Origin of the sequence: Dyadobacter sp. CY326, assembly GCF_021390515.1 — a bacterium.
In the GTDB taxonomy this organism is placed as follows: Bacteria; Bacteroidota; Bacteroidia; order Cytophagales; family Spirosomataceae; genus Dyadobacter.
This window is the reverse complement of the sequence record NZ_JAJUXI010000002.1, coordinates 141,008-166,000: the sequence shown is the minus strand read 5'-3', so window position 1 is coordinate 166,000 and position 24,993 is coordinate 141,008. Positions and strand designations below refer to the sequence as shown.

The following is a 24,993-nucleotide window of genomic DNA, read 5'->3' as shown; positions in this document are numbered from 1 at the left end:
CGGGTTTTGTGCTTATGAACTTGTTATTATATGATTAATTAATAGGACTTATTTTAACTTCTGCGAAGTTCATTCTTTGTTAATTAATGGAATGATCTGTGAGTCTCAATTTTAGATCAAACTGTCTCATCATTGCTAAATGTTGTTTACCAATGATTTTGCAGGGATATATTTATAATGTGAAAAATCTGCTCGCTACATTTTGCTGTCTGCTTTTATATCTGACCTGTCCGGGCCAGGACATTCCCTATTATTTCAAAAGCTACAAGGTTTCCAACGGTCTTTCGGGCAATGCGACGGGCGACATTTTGCAGGATAAAAAGGGCTTCATCTGGATTGCCAGCCGCAACGGACTCAACCGGTTTGACGGCAATTCTTTCAAGATTTTCAGAAGCAAACAGGGTGATTCGACCAGTCTTGGCAGCAATTCCGTTTTTTCAATTTTTGAAGACGTTGACGAGAAATTGTGGATCGGCACGCATAAGGGCGTTTACCGCTATAATCCAATTTCGGATCAGTTTTCACCTTTCAATCTGGTAAAGGCCGGAGAGGTGCGCGTGATCCGTGGAGACAAGCAGGGAAACATCTGGATCATTTCAGACAACCGCCTTTTTCGTTACAATTCCAAAACCCAGAAAGTCAGCACGTTTTCATGGGACGCAAATGTCATTTCCATTCATGTTTCGGGCGAGGGGATCGTGTGGATTGCGAGCAGCAACGGCATGGTCAGGCGCTTCAATGCTGTTACCAATGACTTTACTGAATTTGACATTGCCCGCCTCGTGGGCGTGAGCGACATTTTTGGCAACATCGTCGTGCATGCTGTGTCGGATTCGGCTTTGCTGGTGGGCAGTATGCACCGCGTGCAGCTGGTCAATTATAAAAACGGTAAAGTGGAAGACATTTCCGGGCTAACGGGCAAGCAGGAAGACATTCAGATCCACGCCATTTACAAGCATAGCGACGGCAAATTTTGGCTTGGCTCCGAGTCGGGCCTTTACATTCTAGACCTGAAAAGGAAGAAATTGAACCAGATTGTGAAAGAGAAATACAACGCTTACTCGATCACTGACAACATTGTGAACGCGATTTTCAAGGATAGGGAAGGCGGAATCTGGGTGAGCACACAGTTTGGTGGGGTCAATTATTATTCTTCCGAGTTCAACCGTTTTCATAAATATTTCCCGCAGCCCGGCAACAGCATCAGCGGAAATCTGGTCCATGAAATTACCAAGGATCAATATGGCAAGCTCTGGGTCGGCACGGAGGATGCAGGATTGAACCAGCTAGATTTGCAAACGGGAACATTCAAGTCCTTTCTGCCTGATGGAAAAAAGGGCAGCATTGCTTACCGGAACCTGCACGGACTGGTGGCCGACGGCGATCATTTGTGGATCGGCACTTACGAGCACGGGCTGGATGTGATGGATTTGAAAACCAACAAAGTCGTGCGACATTACAGCACCAGTATGCCCAACACTTTCGGCAGCAATTTCATAGTCACATTGTACAAAACGCGCAGCTTGGACATTCTCGTCGGGACGTGGTCGGGGCTGTTCAAGTACAACCGAAAAACGGACGATTTCTCACCCATGGAGTTTTTCAACTCGCAGGTCCAGAGCATTCATGAAGACAAACAGGGCACACTCTGGGTGGCGAGTTATGGAGGAGGGGTTTTTTATTTTAACCCAAAAACCAACAAAAAAGGAAGAATTCAGTATGTGGAAGGAAAAGCCGACGGGCTTCCTGATAACTACATTAACAGCCTTTATCAGAGCTCAAATGGGGATTTCTGGTTCTGCACAGAGCACGGTTTATCGCGTTACAATGATCTGACAAAGAAATTCAAAAATTACCGCATTGAAGACGGTCTGCCGGATAACCAGGTTTTCAGGGTTTTGGAAGACGAGCAGGGGAATTTCTGGATCTCGACCTCACGCGGATTATCCATGCTGGATTCCAAAACGGGGAAATTCACAAATTACAACGAGGCCAACGGGCTTCCAAGCGAGCAATTCAATTACAACTCTTCGTATAAAAATGACGACGGAACGCTGTTTTTCGGCACGGTTGCGGGGCTGATCAGCTTTAAGCCCGGCACATTTGTAAAGAATGCATATGTGCCGCCGGTGTACATTACAGGCATCCAGTCGAACAATCAGGAACTGCAAATTGGCGACAAAAACTCTCCCTTAACCGAGTCACCCATTTACGCCAAAGCAATCAGGCTGCCCTATGATCGCTCGAACCTGACTTTTGATGTCGCCGCATTAAGTTATGTGATCCCCCAGATGAACCGTTACATGTATCAAATGGAAGGTCTTGACGGGCAATGGCTTACGGTAAGCAACAACAGAAAAATCTATTTTTCAAAACTCCCGCCGGGGCATTATGTGTTACGGATTAAGGGGTCGAACAACGATCAGGTCTGGAATGGCCGCGAGACGAGGCTCAGCATTGAAATTCTGCCTCCGTGGTGGGCGACGATCTGGGCTTATCTACTCTACGCGGCAATTGCAGGCGCGATTGTTACAACCCTGCTCCGTTACTATCACTGGGCGGTTGCGGAGCGAAACAAGCGTGTGATCGAAACCATTGAAATCGGCAAGGAGCGCGAGATTTACAATGCGAAAATTGACTTTTTTACCAACGTTGCCCATGAAATCAGAACCCCGCTGACGCTCATCAAAATGCCGCTCGACAAGCTGCTGGCCGATGAAAACGCCAATGCGGAAACTTTTGAAAACCTGACTATGATCAATAAAAATGCCAACCGCCTCATTGACCTGACCAACCAGCTGCTGGATTTCCGGAAAGCCGAGGCGAATAATTTTAGTCTGAATTTTACCAAAACGGATATCAATGAGCTGCTTAGCGACGTGTTTGCCACATTCAGGCCGGCGGCGGAACAGAAGAATTTAACCTATAAAATTGAGCTTCCCCGCATTACATTACACGCTTACGTGGACATTGAAGCGTGCAAGAAGATCATTAGCAACCTTATCAACAATGCGATCAAATACGCGGATAACGCGGTTAAAATCAGACTCTTGCCATTCAGCAGCGACGATCTGCTTTTTTACATTGAATTTACCAATGACGGTTTGATCATCGGAGACGATGAAAAGGACAAGATCTTCGAACCGTTTTACCGCGTTGCCGCCAGTCAGAAACAGGAGGGAACCGGCATTGGTTTGCCGCTGGCGCGTTCGCTTGCCGAGCTGCACAAAGGAAAACTCGAACTGAAACGGCAGGACAATCAGCAAAATACATTTCTGCTTTCATTGCCCATTCACCAGGATTATGAAATGGATTTGAAAGGTGAAATTGAGGAAATTCCGGCTGATTTTATACTAAATAATGTGGCTAATGAAGCGGCAGATCCGGCCAAGCCCGTGATCCTGCTTGTGGAAGATAATGTGGACATTCTCAACTATCTAAGCCGCGAGCTGAGCGCTTCATATAATGTCATGCGCGCCCTGGACGGCCAGCAGGCTGTTGAGATCTTGCAGCATGAAAACGTTCATCTGGTGATCAGCGACATTATGATGCCCGTGATGGACGGGATTGAACTGACCCGAAAAATGAAACACGACGTGCAGTTCAGCCACATTCCGATCATTTTATTGACTGCCAAAAACTCTATCAACTCCCGGATCGAAGGGCTGGAAGTAGGCGCGGACGCTTACATTGAAAAGCCGTTTTCGCTCGATCATTTGGCCGCTCAAATCACGAATCTGATCAATAACCGCAACATTATAAAGGAATATTTCGCCCGCTCGCCGCTCACGCACATCAGAGGAATTGCATCTTCAACAGCGGATAAGCAGTTTTTGGAACAGCTCAACAACATCATCAGCAAGCGCATTGCCGACAGCAACCTCGACGTAGACCTGCTTTCATCCATGATGAACATGAGCCGTCCGACTTTATATCGCAAGATCAAAGGCATTTCGGACATGACGCCTAACGAGCTTATCAACTTGTCGCGCCTCAAAAAAGCCGCAGAACTCCTTGCTGAAAACAAATACAAGATCAACGAAGTGGCCGATATGGTCGGTTACAGCATTCCAACCAACTTTTCCAGAGATTTTCAAAAGCAGTTTGGAGTGAGTCCATCCGCTTATGTGATCCGGTTACAGAATGAAGCTTTGTAAGGTTTACCAGAAATAATTTTGTTTTATATAGATTAATTTATACTATTGTTTCCTTCAAGTGTCAATCTGACACATTAGTTTGCATGGAAACAAAGTATTTATGAGACGAATTTTCTGCCTTTTGTTCATGGCAGTTGCATTGGCTGGTTATGCGCAAACGCCGCGTGTGCAAAAGCTTTGGTATAACAAACCGTCGGGCAAAACCTGGGAAAATGCATTGCCGGTTGGGAATGGCAGACTCGGCGGAATGGTGTATGGCAATGTGGTGAGTGAAACCATCCAGCTCAATGAGCATACATTGTGGTCGGGCGGGCCCAATCGGAACGATAATCCGGATGCATTGGCCGCATTGCCTGAAATTCGACAACTAATTTTTGACGGAAAACAGAAAGAAGCCGAAAAGCTGGCCAATAAAGCCATCATTACAAAAAAGTCGCACGGGCAGTTGTTTCAGCCGCTTGGCGAACTGCACTTAACATTTGACGGGCACGAAAACTACTCGAACTATTATCGCGAGTTGGACATTGAACGCGCGGTTGCTAAAACCACCTACCAAGTCGACGGCGTAAATTACACTAGGGAAGTTTTGGCCTCATTTCCGGATCGCGTGATGGTCATTCGGTTAACTGCGGACAAACCGGGCAAGCTGGCTTTCAATGCGTCCTTCTCATCTCTGCACATTAACAAGCAAATCAAAACCACAACTTCGAAGGACCTCACCATTGCAGGAACGGCTGCCGACCATGAAGGCGTGAAGGGAATGGTGCGCTTCAAGGGAATCACAAGAATAAAAACCGAAGGAGGCTCGGTAACGGCCAGCGACACGGCATTAACTGTGACAGGTGCCAATGCGGCCACGATTTTCGTTTCGATTGCAACCAATTTTAAAAACTATCAGGATGTAAGCGGGGACGAAAACGCGCTTGCGGCTTCTTATCTCGACAAAGCCTCGACTAAATCCTTCACTGCGATTTTGAATCCGCACATTGCGGCATATCAGCATTATTTCAAACGTGTAAAATTCGACCTGGGCACCACGGAACAGGGCAATTTGCCAACGGATGAAAGGCTTCAAAACTTCCGGAATGTCAATGATCCTGAGCTGGTTACGCTTTACTATCAATACGGGCGTTACTTGTTGATTTCGAGTTCACAGCCGGGTGGGCAGCCTGCCAATTTGCAGGGAATCTGGAACAATAAGATGATGCCGCCCTGGGACAGCAAATACACGATCAACATCAATGCGCAAATGAATTACTGGCCCGCAGAGCGTGCAAACCTGAGCGAGCTGCACGAGCCTTTTTTGAAAATGGTCGAAGAATTATCTCAAACCGGACAGGAAACAGCAAAAACAATGTACGGCGCCAGAGGCTGGATGGCGCATCACAACACCGACATCTGGCGTGCGACCGGCGCCATCGACGGCGCATTCTGGGGCATGTGGATTGCGGGCGGCGGCTGGACGAGCCAGCATTTGTGGCAGCATTATCTTTATCATGGCGACAAAGCTTATCTGGCCAAAATTTACCCCGTTTTAAAAGGCGCAGCCACTTTTTATGCTGACTTTCTGATCGAACATCCCAAATATCACTGGCTCGTGGTTAACCCGGGAAGTTCTCCGGAAAATGCGCCCGCCGCGCACGACGGCTCATCGCTGGATGCCGGAACGACGATGGATAACCAAATTGCATTTGACGTTTTCAGCAGCACCATTCGCGCTGCCGAAATATTGAAAAAAGATGCAGCATTCTCGGACACCCTCAGGCAAATGAGAAAGCGGCTGCCTCCAATGCATGTGGGGCAGCACGGGCAATTGCAGGAATGGCTGGACGATGTGGACGACCCGAATGACCATCACCGGCACGTTTCCCACTTGTATGGTTTGTTTCCTTCTGATCAAATCTCAGCTTACCGCACGCCCGAACTCTTTTCGGCTGCGCGCACGACATTGCTGCACCGCGGCGACGTGTCCACCGGTTGGAGCATGGGTTGGAAAGTAAATTGGTGGGCGCGGTTGCAGGATGGGAATCATGCTTTTACATTGATCAAAAGTCAGCTCTCTCCTTTGGGAACGACAAAAGATGGAGGCGGCACTTATAATAACCTGTTCGATGCGCATCCTCCGTTTCAAATTGACGGCAACTTTGGCTGCACCTCGGGCATCACCGAAATGCTGATGCAGAGTGCAGATGGCGCCGTGCATTTACTTCCGGCACTTCCCGATGTCTGGCAGACCGGCAGCATTGGCGGATTGCTGGCGCAGGGAGGTTTTGAAATTGTGAATGTGCAGTGGAAGGATGGAAAGCTGACAAAAGTCGAAGTGAAATCCAAGTTAGGCGGAAACCTCCGGCTGCGTGTGCCCAATGCGCTGAAATCTGCCGACGGTCACGCGGTGAATGTTGCGTCGGGACAAAATTCCAATGCATTTTACCAAAGCGAAGCAGTGGCCAATGCTGTATTATCTTCCAAGGCAAACTTGTCGGCACCCGACATTCGGCAAACATTCCTTTACGATGTTCCTACGGTGGCTGGGAAGTCCTATGTCTTTGTCAATCAGTAATTTGTACGCATTTATTTTTGATCAGATTTGCAAATGACCAAGCATTTTATTTCTGCAATATTAATTGTTTTTACGTTTTTCGGGCAATGCGTTTCGGCTCAAACAATCACGTTGGTCAACCCGATATTGACTGGCTTTTATCCCGATCCAAGCGTGGTTCAGGTGGGTGAAGATTATTATCTGGTCAACTCCACATTCTCCTATTTTCCCGGCATTCCGGTTTTTCATAGCAAAGACCTGAAAAACTGGAAGCAGATCGGAAACGTCATTGACCGGCCATCGCAGATGGATTTCATGGGCGAACAATTGACAAGAGGACTTTTCGCGCCTGCCATTGGCTTTCATAATGGCACATTTTACGTCACTTGCACAGACATTGATCACGACGGAAACTTCGTGGTAACAGCCAAAAATCCGGCCGGTCCGTGGAGCGATCCGATCTTGGTTCCACAGGTGCGCGGCATTGATCCGTCGCTGTTTTTTGATGATGATAACAAGGCTTACATGGTTTATAACAGTGACGCGCCTGATCATAAGCCCTTGTATTCCGGTCACCGAACCATCCGGATTTACGAGATCGATCCTGTTACATTAAAAGTTATTGGAGCTGAGAAACAGCTGGTTAACGGCGGCGTGGACCTTAGCAAAAAGCCGGTTTGGATTGAAGCGCCGCACATTATGAAGCGAAATGGCTGGTATTATTTGTATGCAGCCGAAGGCGGGACGTCGGTTAATCACACAGAAGTTGTTTTCCGCAGCAAGTCCGTTTCGGGGCCATTTGTTCCTTATGAAAACAATCCCATTCTCACACAAAAAGGATTGCCCGACGATCGTAAAGATCCGATCACTTCGGCTGGTCACGCGCAGTTTGTGGATGGGCCCGATGGCAAAACTTACGCCATTTTCCTTGCCGTAAGGCCCTATGAAGGAAATTATTACAACACAGGCCGCGAAACCTTCATCGCACCAGTGGAATGGAAAGATGATTGGCCGATCATTAATCCGGGAAGTAAGGAAATCAAATACGCGTATGAAGCCAATTTCAAGGAAGTGAAGCAAAAGGATGCGCTTCCGCAATCCGGCAATTTTGAATATACATTGACATTTGAAAAGAAGCTGGACCCGGCGCTGCTGTTTATGCGGACCATTGACAGCAGCGCATTTTCCTTATCGCCGAAAAGCGGTTTGACCATGAAATTGAAGCCTGAAACGATTATGGAATTGGGCAATCCATCATTCATCGGCAAACGTCAGCAGCATCTTTTTTGCACAGCGGAAACTTCACTTGACTTTGCGCCAAAATCGGAAAAGGAAAAAGCAGGTTTGACCATTTTTCAGGACGAATCTCACTTTTATTTCATTGGCAAATCGATTGAAAAAGGCAAACCCTTTATACAACTTTATAAAAGCGGCGCTGATAAAAAGCGCATGGAATTACTCGCTCAAACGCCCGTTAATGATGCTTCCGGTCCGGTAAAATTGCGCATTGTGGCGGCAGGAGATGCTTACAGTTTTTATTTTTCCAAAGGCAATGCCTGGGAATTGCTTAAAGACAAGGTCGACGCCAGGTTCCTGAGCACGGAGGTTGCGGGCGGCTTTATCGGGTGTTTGTTTGGCATGTATGCGACTTCTTCCGGCGAGCAAACAGCCAACTCGGCTTCCTTTAAATATTTGAAATACAGCGGTAACGATTCAATATTCAAAAACAAGTAAATAACCTATGCAAAAGTCCATTTCTAGAAGTCTATTAACCTTTTCAGCGCTGCTTTTGTGCAGTCTGGTTCATGCGCAGTCAAATTTTACAAGTAAGACAATCGGAGTCGGCGTGGTCGTTGCCGACATGGAACGCTCCTTGAATTTTTATGTCAATGGAATTGGCATGGTCAAAACGGGGAACTTCACGATCAATGCGGAATTCGGAAAACGCGGTGGATTAACAGGCGGCGAGGCCGTCGAAGTCAACATTCTCAAACTTGAAAACAGCCCGGAAGCCAGCGATTGGAAACTGATGAGTTTTGGCAAAAAGGCAACGCACCCTACGCAAAAGTTCATTCAGGACGATAACGGCCCGCAATACATTACGATTCAAGTGAAATCATTGAAACCCATTATCGAAAGATTGAAAGCGCAGAAAGTGACTTTCCTGGGAAGCACGCCAACGCCGCTGAGCAAGGATGCGCATTTCGTATTGGTGCAGGATCCGGACGGGACTTTTGTAGAGCTGATCGGGCCGATGGAATAGTCGAACAATGCATTAAGGAGAATTTTCTTTATCTAAGCAAAATCAGTTTCCTCAACCTATGAAACAAATTTTATCAATTGTAATGTGCCTCATGCTCGCTGGTTCGGTGAGTTACGCGCAGGAGATTTTAAAAGAAATGCCGAAAGGTTATGACACCGTGCAGCCAGGCGTTGCGACGGGTAAAATCGATTCGATCCAATATGATTCGAAAACGGTGGGTAACAAGCGTAAAGCACTGGTTTACACGCCACCTGGTTTTAATAAAAAGAAAAAATATCCCGTTTTCTATCTTCTGCACGGCATTGGCGGAGACGAAAAGGAATGGCTGAAAGGAGGCAATCCGCAGTTGATTCTGGACCGTCTTTATGCAGAAAAGAAAATTGAACCTATGATTGTAGTAATGCCCAACGGCCGGGCCATGAAGGACGACCGCGCAACGGGAAATATCATGGCTCCCGACAAGGTTGCTGCATTTGCCACATTTGAACAGGATTTGCTAAAAGATCTCATTCCATTTATCGAAAGCAAATATCCGGTTTTGAAAGACCGCGAGCACCGTGCCATTGCAGGGCTGTCGATGGGCGGTGGCCAGTCGCTGAACTTTGGCTTGGGAAATCTGGATCAATTTGCATGGGTAGGCGGATTTTCATCCGCACCTAACACGAAGGTTCCTGCCGAGCTCATGCCCAATCCGGAGGAGGCAAAAAAGAAACTCAAACTGCTATTCATATCCTGCGGCGACAACGACCGTTTGATCTCATTCAGCAAGCGGACGCATGATTATCTGTTCGAGCACGATGTGCCGCATATCTATTACATTGAGCCTGGCATTCATGATTTTAAAGTTTGGAAAAATGGTTTGTACATGTTCTCCCAGTTTTTATTCAAGCCGGTTGACAATGCTTCTTTAACCAAATACACCATGCTCGGTTCGCGTGCCGCTACGAACATTCGTTCCGCGCAATATCCTCAGATCCTTCCTGATAACCGGGTTGTGTTTCGCGTGAAAGCGCCCGAGGCGCAGAAAGTGCAGATTGACCTGGGCAAAAAATACGAAATGGCAAAAGACACCGGTGGTTACTGGGCCGTCACGACTGATTCCATCGGCAAAGGGTTTCACTATTATTCGTTGATCGTGGACGGCGTTGCTGTCGTTGATCCGGCGAGCGAGGCTTTTTACGGCATGGGACGAATGGCGAGCGGCATTGAAATTCCTTATCGGAATGGTGGTTACTATGCATTGCGCGATGTGCCGCACGGTGAAATCCGCATCAAAAAATATTTGTCAAAAACAATGGGTTCGTGGCGGGAAATGTATGTTTACACGCCGCCAGGCTATGACAAATCCGCTGAAAAATATCCGGTGCTTTATTTGCTGCACGGAGGCGGCGAAGATCAAAGAGGATGGGCCACGCAAGGCAAAACAGATCTCATTTTGGACAATCTGATTGCAGAAGGAAAAGCCAAACCCATGATCATTGTAATGCTGGACGGCAATATGGGCGGTGCCAGCGGAATGGCGGGCTTCAATGAAAATGTCCTCAAACAATTTGAAAACGAATTGAAAGTCAGTGCCATTCCGTTTGTTGAAAGCAACTTCAAGGCAGAGACGGACGCGAAAAACCGGGCACTTGCGGGGTTGTCTCTGGGCGGATTGCAAACTTTGTATGCGGGCATTAAAAACACGGAAATGTTCTCATCGCTGGGCGTGTTCAGTTCGGGCTGGTTTGCAAACAATACGACGCTAACCGATCCGCAATATGCATTCATGAAAAGCAATGCTGAGAAGATCAATGGCAATCTCAAAAACTTTTGGATTTCAATGGGCGGGCAGGAGGATATTGCATTTAATAACTGCAAAATAATGCTGGCGAAATTCGACGAAATGGGAATCAAATACAGTTACAGCGAGTATCCCGGCGGTCATTCATGGCCGGTGTGGCGTCACGATCTGTTCCAGTTTTCACAGCTTTTATTCAAATAACAAACATTCATTTCATCAATATAAAATCATGGTAAGATCATCAGCCTTGCGGTTTTGGGTTCAATGTGTGGCCGTTTCGGCAGCATTGTTTTCTTCGGAAAACGTTTTGGCCCAAAAATCGCTCAAAGAAGCATACAAAGATTTTTTCCCGATTGGCGTCGCGGTTGCGCCGAGAAATTTGTCTGGTCCGGAATCAGATTTGATCAAAAAGCAATTCAACAGCATTACGCCCGAAAATGCGATGAAAATGGGGCCGATCCATCCGGAACAAAACCGTTACAACTGGAAAGATGCCGACGCGATTGTTGCATTCGGACAGCAAAACGGCATCAAGGTGAGAGGCCACACGCTTTGCTGGCATAACCAGACGCCGAAATGGTTTTTCACAGACTCACTTGGCAAACAGGTCTCGCGTGAAGAATTGCTCGCCAGATTGAAGCAGCATATCACCGATGTCATGACCCGTTATAAAGGCAAAATTTACGCCTGGGACGTTGTTAATGAGGCTGTTCCGGACACAAGCAACAGCATTTACAGAGCGTCGAAATTTTACCAGATCATTGGGCCGGATTACATTGAAAAAGCATTTGAATATGCACATGCCGTAGACCCTGAGGCTAAGCTTTTTTACAATGATTACAACACCGAAAGCGTCGCTAAAAGGGAGAAGATATATCAGTTGGTAAAAAAATTGAAGGACAAAAACGTGCCTATTCACGGCGTTGGATTGCAGGCGCATTGGTCCATTTATGAGCCAACGCAGGCAGAGCTGGAAAAGTCTATCACGCAGTTTGCGAGCCTGGGCCTGGCCGTTCAAATCACCGAACTGGATGTTTCCGTGTATCCAAAAGAGCATGAACGCAGGGAAAAGAAAACGAATGACACGAGCACATTCACTGCGGAAATGGAGCAAAAACAATCGGCGCATTACAAGATGCTTTTTGACACATTCAGAAAATACAAAGGCACGGTTACTGGCGTCACATTCTGGAATGTTTCCGACAAATCGACCTGGCTAGATAATTTTCCGGTTCCGAATCGCAAGGACTATCCATTGTTATTTGACCAAAATTATCAACCGAAAAAAGCCTTTGACGGAGTAGTCAATTTCTAGCAGCTTTTGTTTTCTTGCTCGTCTGGCACGTAATTTACGGTGCAAATGCATCAATGTGCTCCCGACAATGCTCAATATAAACATCCTAAGATCCCTGGTTACGCGCCTGCTGCCCGGATTTCTGCTCATATTATTTATTCAATTGAATGTCTTTGCCCAGCTGCCCATGATGCGGTCGGATACGGCAAAGCCTGAGCGGCCCGTGTATCCGCCCGATTCTTTGGGCCGCCGCACGCCACGCGGAACGATCGATGGATTCATTAAAGCGAGTTATCAAAACGATTACCGAAAAGCCGCGCTTTACATTCGCCGTGACCCGGCGTTGAAAAAGAAGCAGAACACCATTCGCCAGGCCAAAGCATTGCAGGCCATGCTGGAAGTCAACGGACGCATTTATCCATATTCCTGGATCAGCAACGAGCCCGAGGGGAAACTGGACGATAATCTGGGTCCAAATCTAGACCGGATTGGCGCTGTAACGATCGACAACGATTCCTATGACCTGATTCTTGAAAGTGTCCAGGATAAGGAAGGCAATCCGGTATGGCTGTTTTCGACGCAGACAATCGAGCGAATTCCGTTGAACGCTGACGACATTGAAACGAGCACATTTATCAGCGACGTTTCGCCGGCATTTTTGCAGAATAGCAAGTGGGGCGGAGTGCCCGTTTCACATTGGATCGCCACGATATTACTGCTGATCGGATCTTATCTTATCACGCTTGGGCTTGCCCGGCTTGTCATTTTTCTGATCCCAAAGATTTACAGAAAAGCAGGCGAGGAACCTTACATCGGGGTTATCAAGGCATTTGCACTTCCGGCCCAGCTTTATCTTGCCATTTGGTTTTTCATGTCTTTTAGCCGGGAAGCGGGCATTTCACTCGTTGTGCGTCAGCAATTCAGCAATGTCACCCTTATTGTGGGTGTGGTGGCTATCATGCTGCTGATCTGGCAGTTGCTTGATGTGATCGGCAGGGTTACCGAGCAGCGGATGAAGCGATATCGGAACCAATCGGCGGTGTCGGCGATCCTTTTTCTTCGCAGGGCACTGAAAATTGCGTTGATAATCATCGGAGTGATCATCATCCTGGACACACTTGGTTTTGATGTAACAACGGGCATCGCGGCATTGGGAATCGGTGGAATTGCCCTTGCATTGGGCACGCAAAAAACGGTTGAAAACTTCGTCGGCAGCGTCACGATTATCGCCGATCAGCCTGTGCGTGTAGGCGACTTTTGCAAGATTGGCGACATTACCGGAACCATAGAGCGTATCGGCATGCGGGCCACGCAAGTCAGGACCAATGACCGCACGATTGTGACCGTGCCTAATGGCGAACTTTCATCACTCAAAATCGAGAACTATGCATACCGGGAGCGTTTCTGGTTTCATCCCACATTTTCACTGCGCGTTGAAACGACGCCCGACCAAATCCGGCAGCTGATTCAGGACCTTCGGAATGTTTTGCTGGCTCACCCGCGCGTAAATCCGGACCCAGCGCGGGTCCGGTTTATTGAAGTAGGGTTGAGCGGCGTCAAAATTGAAGTTTTCGCTTACATTGATACGGCCGACATGAACGTTTTTCTCGAGATTCAGGAGGAGCTGCTCTTGAAAATGATGGACGTGATCACCGGCAGCGGCACGAGTTTCGTGATTTCGTCGCAGACCGTTTCCCTGGCCCAGTAGGGGCAGCATCGCTTTAATTACTCGCCCGGCTGCAAATGTGTGCTGATGGCAATGCGGTTCCAGGCGTTGATCGTCGCGATGGCCATGATCAACTGGGCCACGTATTCGCTGCCAAGCACATTTTCCGCTTCCTGATATAATTCGTCGCTAATGCCGCCTTTGTGAATGAGCGTAACTGCTTCGGTCACAGCCAGAACGACTCTTTCTTCCGCCGTGAACAATTTGGTTTCTCTCCACGCATCCAGCAATACAATGCGCTGAATGGTTTCTCCTTGTTGCAGCGCATCCTTTGTATGCATATCAATGCAGAATGCGCAGCCGTTGATCTGCGAGGCCCTTATTTTTACCAGCTCTTTATGTGTTTTTGACAATTGAGTGGTCTCTAAATAACGTTCCAAGGCATACATAGCCTTGTAAGCCTGAGGCTGAGTCGCATTGATGTTTACCCGATTTTTCATAACTGTTTTTGTTTAAATCTTATTGACAATACAAAAATCGGGGTTGCCGGAGTGGGAAAACTTAAACTGGTTTAAGAACGGATTTTGCTTAGTTTAAAAAACAAAGATTCTGTTTCAATCCTACGAAACACATTTATAAAGGACGAAGATCAAACCAACGAGGAAGATGGCAGTGAAGAAAATCAGTTGGAATTTGAAAACGGTTTTGTTGGGTTCTTTTTCGCCGCAATGCGGGCAGAATTCAGCTGTCTCTGACACAGGCTGATTGCAAACGCGGCATGCGATTAATTTTGACATAATTCAGACTCAATCACGACGGTTGCCATTGCTGTCAAACTTTCTTTTTAAGTTGTATTCTGTAATTGGAATTACCAAAATTGAAGTTAAAGCGAGCAGAAAACTGCAAAGATAGAATGACGTTAACCCACCTATAAAAATATAAGAGCCGGCGCTAAGCACGCAAAACGCTATCGCCATCCAAAGCTGAATGCCAGCACTCTGACGATTTGCTTCCGCCCAGGTGCCTTCATTTTTCACAGACAAAGCCGTCCGATATCCAACAAGCGGATTAATTTTATCAGCTTTTAAAAACCTCATAAAAATGGCGACCCCCAAGCTAACCGCCATGAATGCTAAGTGCCCTACGAGTATGATGTTCATGTTGGGAAGTTAATTAAAACTACTCAAAAACCCGCTTCGTAATATAACCACTCGCGTTCGTGGGGACGTGGAGAATGTCGAACATTAGGATTGCGAGTTTGGTTGAAAGTCAATCCGAGCTAAGTTAAGCCCTGACCTAATTGATAGTCAATGTTACTTCGATTTCTCCTAATGCTGAATCGGAGCGCGTTAAGGTCACTTCAACTTTACCCTTTCCTTTACTCCCGTAATAATCTCTTTGAAAACTAGCTTCAACGCGTCCACCAGGGATTTGAATAACTTCGGAGCTTGTAAGTTTGTCTCTTTTTGACTCACTATCATAATAGTAAGCGTCAATTTTGATTGTATAATTTTCGTTCGAAAGTCCATCTAATCCAACTGTCAGGAAGGCGTTGCTGTCTTTGTACGGGACAAATGTAAGTTTGCGTTTCCCGACAGGTTTCGTCACAATCATTTTCGAATAGTGCCCGCTTAATAAAAACAATTTCAGCAACAGCAATCCAGCCACGATTGAAATAACAATCAAAATGTTTTTTAATGTTTTTGATTTCATCATTGCTTCGAAACCGCTTTGGCTTGGGATTGCCTCGAATTCAGTTAATGAGAAGGCTGGTTCATATTTACTATCGCCTTACTTTATTCTTTCTGTTTTGGTAAAATCGAAATATTTATAATCGCCTAATGTGGACATTTCCAGATTGAGCTTGTAAGAGCCCCATGGATATTTGGCTTCGGTCTTAATCACTTGTTTTTTAGCTTTTTTATTGTCGCCCGGTTTGTTTTGCAGATATTCGGAGAGCACACGTCCGTCCATTTCCGAAGGGACTTTCAAGCCGTAAAGTGCAAGCACAGTGGGCGCGATGTCAACGTTGGAAGTGGGTAATTCGCTCGTGAATGCATCTTTGAAATCAGGGCCATCGGCGAAAAGCGCAATGTTGATTTCGTAGGGACTTGATCCGCCGTGACCGGCAACGCCTCCTGAAAAATCCGTTCCGGCAAAGCCTTTGTCATTTTTATCATCATTCCAATTCGGCGCAACCAGAATGTCACCGGAACGCGTCGGGTGATTGTAATGAATGGCGTCGAATGACAATGTGCCAGCGACCCAGCCCGTCATATCGCCTTTCTTTTTTGGTTTGGTAAAAACAGCCCCGATAAAATCCGTTTTGTGCAATGTGGCGACAATCTTTTTGATCAAATCTTCCTGATGATCTTTCACATAAATGGCACCTTCGGCAATCACGACATCGTCGGAATCTTTATCCTTTTTCAAACCTTCCGATATGAGCAATTCGCTCAGGTTTTGCTTGCCCGTGTGTGTCACAAATCCGTGATCTGTGGAGATGAGAATGTTGAATTTCTCTCTCAAACCGCTGCTAGAAAGTGAATCCAGAATACGCCCGAATTGTGCATCCACATATTTGATGGCCGAGACAGCCTGCTCAGAACCAATGCCATAGCGGTGCGCCGCGCCATCCGGATCGGAAAACCAGACTGCACTCACTAGCGGCCCGTCGTTTTTTATTCCATAATGCAGCAATGCATCAGCCACCCATTTATGCTTGATAAAAATGTCGCCGGTTCCTTTGGGCATCGGGCCAATGTCCGACATCACCTGGGCTTTAAACGATTCCGGCAGGATCAGCTCATGGTTAATGATCGCGCCGTTGCCAACCTTATGATTTTGCAAGAATGCCTGGCCGGTCGTTCCTGAGCTGAAAACCATCATTTTCTCCCCAGCCGAATCCAAAACCTCGCCGAGCGAAACCGCCGTCAGCAACTTTCCCCCTTCCGATTCCTGCACTTTCATCAGTTCTTCATAAGTGGTGCCGATTGCCTTATTAGGACTCACTTTTGGAAAATAAATGGAATTGCCAAGTAAACCGTGCGTGCCGGGATAAGAGCCGGTTGCATACGAAGACGAGTTCACCCGGGTAACCGTCGGAAACACGCTGTGATGCTGTTTTCCGTGTGAAGCTTTTTGTTTGAATTTGTACAAATTCGGCATTTGCTCCTGCGTAATGTAATCCGGGCGAAGGCCGTCGAAGAAGACGATCAGCGTTTTGTTTTTGTTGGCAACATTGCCGGATTGCGAAGATTTTTGTCCCAATTTTTTTGCAGCCGCGTAAGTCGGAGTGACCGGCTCAATGCCAAGCTTCTTTGCCTCCGGAGTGAAGTCCGCAACATTATTGACCAGCACAAAATCAACGCCCTCGTTATAAAGCTTACTTAGCTCGTCAGGCGTTTTGGCATAGAAATAACTGATTTTTACATCGTTTTTCTTCAAAGCCTGCATTTGTGCCGTCCTGTCCTCGCCCGGTTCGTGGCGGAGCAACTGGATGAAATCTGCTTTCATGTCAATCGTGGCTTGCACGTATTTCGGCGTGTTTTTCCGGTAACTGTTTTCGCCGTTGCAGATTTTGATATTTGGAACAACTTGGCGCGCCGCCTTCGCTGCTTTTTCCGAACAAGTCAAAAAAGCCTGGTGCAGTCGCCCGGATTTTGCCAGCAATTCAGCTGCTTTCGCGCCCACGGCTTCGTCGCCTTTCAAATGGCAGTTGAGCCACACATTGTTGGGCATCATCGCAAGCGTTTCTTCAAATGTCGGAACCTGCGTTCCTTTGAACTTCTCGGACTTCTTGATCCCTGCGTCGAGTGCCCGGACTTGTGCGAAAGTCAAATCGGCAACATTGCCCGTTCCATTCGTGGTGCGATCCACGCCGTCGTCGTGCATGATCACCATGGCGCTGTCTTTCGTCAGCTGAATGTCGAACTCGATCATTTGGGCGCCTAATCTCACCGCCTCTTTGAATGCAGGCAACGTGTTTTCCGGGTGCGTATCCATGCAGCCGCGGTGTGCACACAAGCCGCGTTCGGGCATTTTAATTTGCGTTTTTTGCGCCTGAGCGCTATTTGCCGCGAGGGCAGTCCATATAAACAGGACTGCCCAGGTGGCGATTTTATTTGTAAAAATCATGTTGAAAAATTGAAATCTGAATTGAATTTTAAGATCTATTTGTCCCACCAAACCTTGATGTCGCTGTCATCACCGCCCATTGATGCCACGGCTCCGGCCAGCGCTTCGGGGTTAAGCGACTGCAAGTAAGTAGGGTAGGGCACGCGGAAAGGGAATGTATTTTCAGCCGGAATGCCCGCACCGCGAGGCAACAGTGGATAACCCGTTCTGCGCTTTTCGAACCACGACTGGTAATCCACAAAAAAGAATGCATAATATTTTTGCAGCATAATCTGCTCCAATTGTTTTTCAGACGTGGCCGCCGCATTGAATGCGATGCCTGGCTGTTTCAAAAATCCTGCTGGCATTATCGTTCCCCATTGCGTCAATGATGCCGCAATGCCCGATTCGTAATGTTGCTCGGCAGTCGCGCCGGTTTTAAATCCTTTCAATGCAAGTTCTGCTTTGATGAATTCAACTTCCGAATAGGTCATCATCACGCCTAGTTGCGGCAATGTTTTCAATGCATCCGAATAACTGGAATTGCTTCCAACTGCGTATTCCAGGGTTGTGGGATAACCACTTTCAATGCCGCGGAACACGTTTTCCGTGCCGGCTTTCACTTGGGTTGCCCAGGCTGCACGACGCGGATCGCCGAGGTCATTCATGCGGTCCATGAAAAATTTCGTGTAGTAATTTCCGTCCCGCCAGTCAACCTGTCTTGCGTTATAAAATGGATTGAAAAAAGGAAATGTGCCAGGGTATCTGAAAATTGCTTCCTCTGCATTGGCTGTGAAAACGGGATTGGCAGCCGGGTCGGCGAGGATAGCGGTGATCTGCTCCTTTACATTTACTTCACCTTCTCTTTTGGAAATGCGTAGCAACAATCTCAATCTTAGCGAGTTGCAAAACTTCTTCCATTTGGCGATCCCCGGATTTTTTCCACCCGATAATGCATTGGCGTTGTAAAGCATGTCGCCACCGTAAGTCAGCGCCTTCGTGTCGTCCAGCAGACTGTTTGCCGTTTCAAGGTTTTTCAAAAGCTGAATGTAAATGTCCTTTTGTTTGTCAAAAGTCGGCTTGAAATTTCCTTCAATGGCCTTGGTCGCCTGCGAATAGGGCACGTCGCCATAAAGATCTGTTAGAATTGAGTAGGCCCAGGTTTTGTAAATCAGCGAAATGGCTTTGTAATTGTTTTCATTCAGCTTGTCGGCAATGATGTAAATGTCCTCGATATCATTGAGATACGAATAAAAATTACTCCAAACACCACTTCCCGGACTCACAATGTAACGGTGCAGCCCGCCGCCGCCCGCGCTGGCCCGTGGCGCATCCACCTGCATCAGCTCGTGTGTAAAATTGCGGCTTGCATTCACCGTGCTGTTCACGATCTGATATTGCAATTGTCCCAACATTACACCCGGCGTGATTTCTTTCGGGCGGTTAGGGTCTGTATTGAGCTCTTCGAAGTTGTTGGTGCAGGACACCAAAACGGTCAGCAGCAGTAAAATATATGCTTTTTTAAACATGATTTTTTTGGATTAAAATTTCAGGGTAAGGTTCATGCCCATGGTCCGCGTGGAAGGAAACTGCGCGAGCTCGACACCTGGCGTAAGCGTGCCGTTGTTCAGGTTTCCGCCTTCGGGATCAAAGCCCGGGAATTTGGTAAAATTGTAAAGGTCTCTCCCGAAAACGGCCAGGCTCGTCTGACGCACGCCGATCCTCGAAAGCAATGCTTGTGGCAAATTAAACTCTATGCGCACTTCGCGAATTTTCAGGAAGGAAGCATCGAAAATGTTTGTTTCGGCATTCGCGATCTGGTAATAGTTGTCATAATAGGAGCTGGCGGGCACTTTTACCGTGTTCGGCGTAAAGCTTCCGTCCGGCTGTTTCACCACACCTTGACCAATAATCCCATCATCGCGGCCAGGCAATGTTACTTTTGTTTTGCCCAATGTATTGTTCTTGTGAGACGTTTGCGAGAACATGTCGCCGCCTTTTTGTCCGTCAAGCAAGAGACTTACGCGCACATTTTTGATGGTAAATTCATTGGAAAAACTGGCTTTCCAATCCGCGAAAGCATTGCCCCATTTCTTGGCTGTCGGGTCCAATGCAGCAGGAAGTCCTACCGACGAATAAATGATCTGACCATCCGGCGCGCGCTGGAATCCGCGGCCATACATATCGCCCATCAATCCGCCTACGCGGGCTTCAATGCTCACATTTGTGTTGTGCGCGTAAATCACCTGGTTCGTAATTCCGGAAGCCAGCTCTTTCACATAACTCCGGTTTCTTGACCAAAGCAATGTGGTATTCCAGCTGAAATTTTTGTTGGTAACAGGCTTGCCCGTCAGCTTGATTTCGACCCCGCGGCTGTTGATCAGTCCTGCATTGATCAATGCATTGGAATAACCTGAAACCGGGTCCAACGGAATGGCCAGGATCTGGTTGCGGCTGTTATTGTTATAGTATGCAACGTCGAGGCCAACGAGGTTTTTGAGCAGGCGAACATCCAATCCAAATTCATAACTCGCTGTGATCTCTGGTTTCAGGTCGGCATTAAATAGGGTGGAAGAGTTGGTGAAACTGTTTCCGTAAATGCGGTCGTAGTAACGTGCTGTTTGATAAGGTCTTGTATCGTTTCCAACCTGCGCCCATGAAGCACGAAATTTGGCAAATGAAACTGCTTTCGGAAGCGTAAAAAGTTCATTTAACAAAAAGCTGGAACTGACGGAAGGATAGAAAAACGAATTGTTCCCGTAAGGCAATGTGCTCGACCAGTCATTCCGGCCGGTGATGTCCACGAATATTTTTTCATCCCAGGAGAACTGTGTTGCGGCGTAAATGCTATTAATCGCTTTTTTGGTTTTCAAAGGATCAGCAACGGCCTGGTCTAAACTGTTGGAAATCTGATAAATGCCTGGCTGCGCAAGCTGGTCGGCATACAAGCCCGCAAAATCGTAAGACTGACGCATTGCATTTCCTCCGGCAGAAGCCGTGACGTCGATCAGGTTCGCGATCTTGTCTTTATAGTTGAGCAAAAAGTCGGTGTTGGACTCGTAAGTGAATACATTCTGCTCGCGATACATGCCGCGCGGATAACGGGTCATGCTGAAAGGACGCTGCTGCGAACGGAATTCGAATGCCATATCCAAACCTGTCCGAACAAGCAAATCGAACTTTGGCGAGATCTCATAATTGGCCGAAAGATTTCCGATAAAACCGTGCTTGTTCATCTTGTTGAGCATTTCATACATGCCCAGATAAGGGTTGTCAGGCGTTGGGTTGAAGGGACTGCGCTGCTTCACATTCTCCAATCCCGGCTCCCAGTAAGGCTTAAACCATTCCGGCTTAATGTTCGGCGTTGTTCCCAAAATCAGGAAATACATGAGCGACTGGTTGTTGTAACCCGCCATAGGAAGGTTGTCGCTTTTCTTGTTGGTATAATTGGCCTTCCCATTGATTTTTAGTCTCCTGGAAACCTTTTGACTAACCGAAAGTGCCGCATTAAGACGTTCAAAACCTGTATTTGGAATGATCCATTTGTTTTTCATATGCGTCAGAGACAGGCGCGCAGAGCCATTTTCGCCGCCGCCTTCTATGGAAACGCTGTTTGAGAATGTCGTCCCTGTTTGGAAAAATCCGGAAATGTAATCCTTATTCGCAACCCACGGCGTGCGCACAGTCGGGCGGCCGTCTGGTGCGTCCGGATTAAACTGATAATACATTTGCCCATCAAACTTTGGTCCCCAGGCTCTTCCGGCAGCCACGGTTGTGGCAGTGTTTGGACCGTCTTCGCTGTCGAGATAGGAGAAATATGCGCCGCTTCTTCCTTCGCCATATTCAAACTGGTAATCAGGATAGCGGTTTACTTGTTCAAAACTGAAATTGGAATTGACCGTTATGCCAATGCCTTTGTCCTGGCGCACGCCAGATTTGGTGGTTATAATGATCGCTCCGCCCGCGGCCCTGCTTCCGTAAAGTGCAGTCGCGCCCGGACCTTTCAAAACCGTAACTTTCTCAATATCATCGGGATTAATGTCGGATAAGCTGGAACCGTAATCGACCGGACTGTCCGCAGAAAGGTGGGAATTGAAACCCGTTCCGGTAATGCGGCTGCTAACAGGAACGCCGTCAACCACGATCAGCGCCTGGTTATTGTCCAGGTTCAATGACGATTCTCCACGCAATGTTATGCGCGCCGAACCCATTGGACCTGCGCCTGCGCCCTGAATGTTCAGACCCGCCACTTTTCCGGAAAGTGTGTTCACCCAGTTGTTGGATTTGGCATCTTTTACCGCATTTTCATTGATCGTCTGCGCAGCGAAACCGAGGGATTTCTCTTCTCTTTTGATCCCTAATGCGGTCACAACCACTTCGTTGAGGATCTTCGTGTCTTCTTTTAATGTAAGGTCAATCACACTTCTGCTGCCAACAGGTTCCTCCTGAGAAAGAAAACCAATGGCAGAGAAAATCAGGACAGATTTGCTGGAAGGCGCGGCGAGCGCGTAAGCACCGTTTGCATCCGTCGTCGTGCCGGAACTTGTGCCTTTCACGAGAATGCTGACGCCCGGGAGTGCCTCGCCGGTGAGAGCGGTAACCTTACCGCTGATGGTCATGGATTGTGCGGACAGTTGCGGTGTAATGCAACAACCGACGAGCAATGCAAGAATGGCTCGTAATAGAATTTTCTTCATTGGTCTTAGGGGTTAAGTGATGAACCAAAACGTGAGCTGGCGCCTGCCGAACGGCGCCAGCTCGTTTTTTAAAACCCCAAAGGTATCTTGCTATCAGAAGACCAATGTTAAGCGCAGATTATTGAATTGTTACGTTAGAAATTGGCTTTATGAGCCAGCGAATCGATCACTTGCTGCGTATAAACCACCGTTGCAAACTCTCCATTCAGTTGAGCCAATGCGGTTTGATGCATCATCTCGCCGTCATAATGTTGACCATTTATGCCGGTTTTCCCAAAAGTTGCAGTCGCATCCGCCACGATAAATGTCTCATAACCAAGGTTGCCCGCCATGCGGGTTGTTGTTGATACGCAATGGTCGGTCGTCAGGCCTGCAATGACCAATGTCCGAATCCCCTTTGAGTCCAACTGTTCTTTCAGGTCGGTGCCGATGAAGGCGCTGTTGACAGATTTTTGAACGATCGTTTCTCCTGGCAGCGGCTGGAAAATATCCATGAACGCATGGCCTGGGCTGTTGGCTCCATGTTTTGCATCCGGGTTAACCGAAATATGCTGAATGTGATACAATGGCAAATGATTGGCTCGCCAATGTTCAAGCAAATGTTTTGCATTCGCTTCTGCATTCGGATTATTTCTGGACCCGCCCCAAAAAGCTTCATCTTCAAAAGCCTTTTGAAAATCAATCAGAATCAATGCTGGGGAATCTTTAAAAAGTCTGTTCATTGTAATGTGCTTCTTCTAAAATATTGATCAGTCGACCGTTATATCAAACGCTCCGCTGAAAGATTTGCTTTTCGGGTTACATTCATCTTGACTGTTGGCATCGAGCAATGCGCCGGTGAATGTGCCTTTGGCGTGTTTCTCGGGCGTGTATTCCGTGATTTTTATTTCTCCTACCGTTGAGAAATAGCCTGATTTGTCAGGACAGATTTTTACAAAATAATTGTTAAACACCGTTCCGCCCGTTTTATATTCAACCTGGCCAACTTGTTTGTATTCGTTGATATCCTGTTTATAAGGATAAGTGCCAGCCTTATTGCCGAATGCAGTCAGGGAAAGATAACCCGTTTCATTTGAGCCCGCCGTGATGCCAATGCTTACGATTGACCCAAGTTTTCCTTCGGATATGCTGGCGTCAGTGTAAGTTTTGGTCTTTCCGTCAAATGTTAGTGTTAATGTGCTTTTGTGCGAGGTGGTTGCAGGTTCGCTGCTTTCCTGACAGGCAAAAAGGTTCACGAGCAGGCCAAAGCCTGCGATTGTTGTAGTTAAATTCATGGCTGGATTTTATAATAAATAATGATTCCAAAAGTCGCATGCATGCAAACGGCGGCTCATGCGATTGCTTTTTGTTTCTGCAAAAGTGGCTTTTGAGCTCTTACGAAGGAATCGGAATGTATGTCAAATGAAGCGTTGGTTCGGTGAAATGTTATTCCGGCACAGTGAACTGGCGTTTTAGAGCATTTACATTGCTGAATATTTCTTTGGCTTCATGCCGATATATTGTTCAAAAACTCTTGAAAAATGGCTGAGATTGGTAAAGCCCAGCTGATAACCCACTTCTGAAACTGTTAACCGATTTTCCCGGAGCAACTGCGCTGCTTTCTGCATCCGACCCGATTGATAATATTCAAAAACGCCTTTTCCAAATGTCTGTTTGAACAGCTTTCGAAGTTTAGGCTCACTCATTCCCGCCTCTCTGGCCAGTGCTGCAATGTTGGGCGGTTTATCAAAATGTGCCTGTAAATAAGCCTTTACGGCATAAATGGCTTTAATATCCTTGATGTGCATCGCGCTGATGGGCACGGCTTCACGCTGCATTAAAGTTGTGAAAATGTAACAAAGCAGTTCCTCACATTTCAACTTATAATAATGCCTTTCAATGCTTTGCGGAACGGGTTGATCGAGCATATCTGCCGCAGCATTGATTATTTCGGGCGAAATGCCGGTTTCAAATACAAAATTATCTTTGGCCTCCAAAACACTTGCGACAACGGGATGATCTATTTGTCCGAACAACTGATGCAAATACTGCTTGGAAACTGCGATTGTCACACTGCCAAAAACCGTGTTTGAAGGCATGGCCATGATGGTTGAAACAGCATGCCGACAGATCAAAATGTTCGCTTGCTCTGCCAACAACTGTCCTGCCGGATCTGCGAGTGACGAGAAAATCCCGTTTAGTCGGAAAATGATGTCTTCCTGACCTTCGGCAAGCTCATTGGTCCGCTCTACAAAGACATCCTCTTTGAGATGATAATTGCGGATCATCATGCGTAAATCGCTTCCCCAGGAAAAGCCCGTGAGATAGCCCGCTCCCTTATTTTCCGGAATATTAATGAACCGTCCATCCACGGTCGCACCAATCGCCTTGCCAAATTCAAGCGCAATGCCTGAGCCTTTATCAGTGATCGAGATTTTCATTTGCGACTATTTTAATAACATTAAGGGTTATTTTATCCTCAAAGGTATATCGAATTTT

Annotated in this window: 17 protein-coding genes; 8 read left to right on the top strand and 9 right to left on the bottom strand. The window is 47.1% G+C overall.

Features of this window, described 5'->3' with window-relative positions; translation table 11 throughout:
• Positions 1-152 precede the first annotated feature (152 nt).
• The 7 genes from LZG73_RS01250 (at position 153) to LZG73_RS01220 (ending at position 13,744) form a co-directional block, all read left to right on the top strand.
• Positions 153-4,157: a hybrid sensor histidine kinase/response regulator transcription factor gene (locus LZG73_RS01250; RefSeq protein WP_233845679.1), complete on the top strand. Its 4,005-nt coding sequence runs from the start codon at positions 153-155 to the stop codon at positions 4,155-4,157.
• 100 nt (positions 4,158-4,257) lie between these two features.
• Positions 4,258-6,717 carry a glycosyl hydrolase family 95 catalytic domain-containing protein gene (locus LZG73_RS01245; RefSeq protein WP_233845678.1) on the top strand — a complete coding sequence of 820 codons (2,460 nt, stop codon included), beginning with the start codon at positions 4,258-4,260 and terminating at the stop codon, positions 6,715-6,717.
• Positions 6,718-6,750: 33 nt separating this feature from the next.
• Positions 6,751-8,430 (top strand): glycoside hydrolase family 43 protein, encoded by a 1,680-nt coding sequence (locus tag LZG73_RS01240; protein ID WP_233845677.1) that lies wholly within the window; start codon positions 6,751-6,753, stop codon positions 8,428-8,430.
• 7 nt (positions 8,431-8,437) lie between these two features.
• Positions 8,438-8,959: a VOC family protein gene (locus LZG73_RS01235; RefSeq protein WP_233845676.1), complete on the top strand. Its 522-nt coding sequence runs from the start codon at positions 8,438-8,440 to the stop codon at positions 8,957-8,959.
• A 58-nt stretch (positions 8,960-9,017) separates the two neighbouring features.
• The gene (locus LZG73_RS01230) at positions 9,018-10,943 is read left to right on the top strand and encodes an alpha/beta hydrolase-fold protein (RefSeq protein ID WP_233845675.1); all 1,926 of its coding nucleotides are present in this window, start codon (positions 9,018-9,020) and stop codon (positions 10,941-10,943) included.
• A 28-nt stretch (positions 10,944-10,971) separates the two neighbouring features.
• Positions 10,972-12,057 (top strand): endo-1,4-beta-xylanase, encoded by a 1,086-nt coding sequence (locus tag LZG73_RS01225; RefSeq protein ID WP_233845674.1) that lies wholly within the window; start codon positions 10,972-10,974, stop codon positions 12,055-12,057.
• A 67-nt stretch (positions 12,058-12,124) separates the two neighbouring features.
• Positions 12,125-13,744, top strand: a complete 1,620-nt coding sequence (locus LZG73_RS01220) for a mechanosensitive ion channel family protein (protein WP_233845673.1) — start codon at positions 12,125-12,127, stop codon at positions 13,742-13,744.
• 17 nt (positions 13,745-13,761) lie between these two features.
• Here LZG73_RS01220 and LZG73_RS01215 read toward each other — a convergent pair whose 3' ends face one another.
• Positions 13,762-14,202 carry a carboxymuconolactone decarboxylase family protein gene (locus LZG73_RS01215; protein ID WP_233845672.1) on the bottom strand — a complete coding sequence of 147 codons (441 nt, stop codon included), beginning with the start codon at positions 14,200-14,202 and terminating at the stop codon, positions 13,762-13,764.
• 84 nt (positions 14,203-14,286) lie between these two features.
• Between LZG73_RS01215 and LZG73_RS01210 the strand changes: the two genes are divergently transcribed.
• Complete coding sequence (locus tag LZG73_RS01210; protein ID WP_233845671.1) at positions 14,287-14,457, top strand: hypothetical protein; 171 nt, start codon at positions 14,287-14,289, stop codon at positions 14,455-14,457.
• 51 nt (positions 14,458-14,508) lie between these two features.
• Here the strand turns inward: LZG73_RS01210 and LZG73_RS01205 are convergent, their stop codons facing one another.
• From LZG73_RS01205 to LZG73_RS01170, 8 genes are all read right to left on the bottom strand, one after another.
• Entirely contained in the window at positions 14,509-14,862 is a 354-nt protein-coding gene (locus LZG73_RS01205) for an SdpI family protein (protein WP_233845670.1), read from the bottom strand.
• 136 nt (positions 14,863-14,998) lie between these two features.
• Positions 14,999-15,418 (bottom strand): hypothetical protein, encoded by a 420-nt coding sequence (locus LZG73_RS01200; RefSeq protein WP_233845669.1) that lies wholly within the window; start codon positions 15,416-15,418, stop codon positions 14,999-15,001.
• A 75-nt stretch (positions 15,419-15,493) separates the two neighbouring features.
• Positions 15,494-17,839 (bottom strand): alkaline phosphatase family protein, encoded by a 2,346-nt coding sequence (locus tag LZG73_RS01195; RefSeq protein WP_233845668.1) that lies wholly within the window; start codon positions 17,837-17,839, stop codon positions 15,494-15,496.
• A 35-nt stretch (positions 17,840-17,874) separates the two neighbouring features.
• Complete coding sequence (locus LZG73_RS01190) at positions 17,875-19,347, bottom strand: SusD/RagB family nutrient-binding outer membrane lipoprotein (protein WP_233845667.1); 1,473 nt, start codon at positions 19,345-19,347, stop codon at positions 17,875-17,877.
• Positions 19,348-19,359: 12 nt separating this feature from the next.
• The gene (locus LZG73_RS01185; RefSeq protein ID WP_233845666.1) at positions 19,360-22,515 is read right to left on the bottom strand and encodes a SusC/RagA family TonB-linked outer membrane protein; all 3,156 of its coding nucleotides are present in this window, start codon (positions 22,513-22,515) and stop codon (positions 19,360-19,362) included.
• 134 nt (positions 22,516-22,649) lie between these two features.
• Complete coding sequence (locus LZG73_RS01180; RefSeq protein WP_233845665.1) at positions 22,650-23,237, bottom strand: cysteine hydrolase family protein; 588 nt, start codon at positions 23,235-23,237, stop codon at positions 22,650-22,652.
• 27 nt (positions 23,238-23,264) lie between these two features.
• The gene (locus LZG73_RS01175) at positions 23,265-23,789 is read right to left on the bottom strand and encodes a hypothetical protein (RefSeq protein WP_233845664.1); all 525 of its coding nucleotides are present in this window, start codon (positions 23,787-23,789) and stop codon (positions 23,265-23,267) included.
• A 186-nt stretch (positions 23,790-23,975) separates the two neighbouring features.
• On the bottom strand, positions 23,976-24,935 hold the full coding sequence (locus tag LZG73_RS01170) for an AraC family transcriptional regulator (RefSeq protein WP_233845663.1): 960 nt from the start codon (positions 24,933-24,935) through the stop codon (positions 23,976-23,978).
• Between the last annotated feature and the right edge of the window lie 58 nt (positions 24,936-24,993).

Excerpts from the sequence above, each read along its gene's own strand:
- LZG73_RS01250 (WP_233845679.1), top strand. The coding sequence starts at position 153 with ATGATTTTGCAGGGATATATTTATAATGTGAAAAATCTGCTCGCTACA.
- LZG73_RS01245 (WP_233845678.1), top strand. The coding sequence starts at position 4,258 with ATGAGACGAATTTTCTGCCTTTTGTTCATGGCAGTTGCATTGGCTGGT.
- LZG73_RS01240 (WP_233845677.1), top strand. The coding sequence starts at position 6,751 with ATGACCAAGCATTTTATTTCTGCAATATTAATTGTTTTTACGTTTTTC.
- LZG73_RS01235 (WP_233845676.1), top strand. The coding sequence starts at position 8,438 with ATGCAAAAGTCCATTTCTAGAAGTCTATTAACCTTTTCAGCGCTGCTT.
- LZG73_RS01230 (WP_233845675.1), top strand. The coding sequence starts at position 9,018 with ATGAAACAAATTTTATCAATTGTAATGTGCCTCATGCTCGCTGGTTCG.
- LZG73_RS01225 (WP_233845674.1), top strand. The coding sequence starts at position 10,972 with ATGGTAAGATCATCAGCCTTGCGGTTTTGGGTTCAATGTGTGGCCGTT.
- LZG73_RS01220 (WP_233845673.1), top strand. The coding sequence starts at position 12,125 with ATGCTCAATATAAACATCCTAAGATCCCTGGTTACGCGCCTGCTGCCC.
- LZG73_RS01215 (WP_233845672.1), bottom strand. The coding sequence starts at position 14,202 with ATGAAAAATCGGGTAAACATCAATGCGACTCAGCCTCAGGCTTACAAG.
- LZG73_RS01205 (WP_233845670.1), bottom strand. The coding sequence starts at position 14,862 with ATGAACATCATACTCGTAGGGCACTTAGCATTCATGGCGGTTAGCTTG.
- LZG73_RS01200 (WP_233845669.1), bottom strand. The coding sequence starts at position 15,418 with ATGATGAAATCAAAAACATTAAAAAACATTTTGATTGTTATTTCAATC.
- LZG73_RS01195 (WP_233845668.1), bottom strand. The coding sequence starts at position 17,839 with ATGATTTTTACAAATAAAATCGCCACCTGGGCAGTCCTGTTTATATGG.
- LZG73_RS01190 (WP_233845667.1), bottom strand. The coding sequence starts at position 19,347 with ATGTTTAAAAAAGCATATATTTTACTGCTGCTGACCGTTTTGGTGTCC.
- LZG73_RS01185 (WP_233845666.1), bottom strand. The coding sequence starts at position 22,515 with ATGAAGAAAATTCTATTACGAGCCATTCTTGCATTGCTCGTCGGTTGT.
- LZG73_RS01180 (WP_233845665.1), bottom strand. The coding sequence starts at position 23,237 with ATGAACAGACTTTTTAAAGATTCCCCAGCATTGATTCTGATTGATTTT.
- LZG73_RS01175 (WP_233845664.1), bottom strand. The coding sequence starts at position 23,789 with ATGAATTTAACTACAACAATCGCAGGCTTTGGCCTGCTCGTGAACCTT.
- LZG73_RS01170 (WP_233845663.1), bottom strand. The coding sequence starts at position 24,935 with ATGAAAATCTCGATCACTGATAAAGGCTCAGGCATTGCGCTTGAATTT.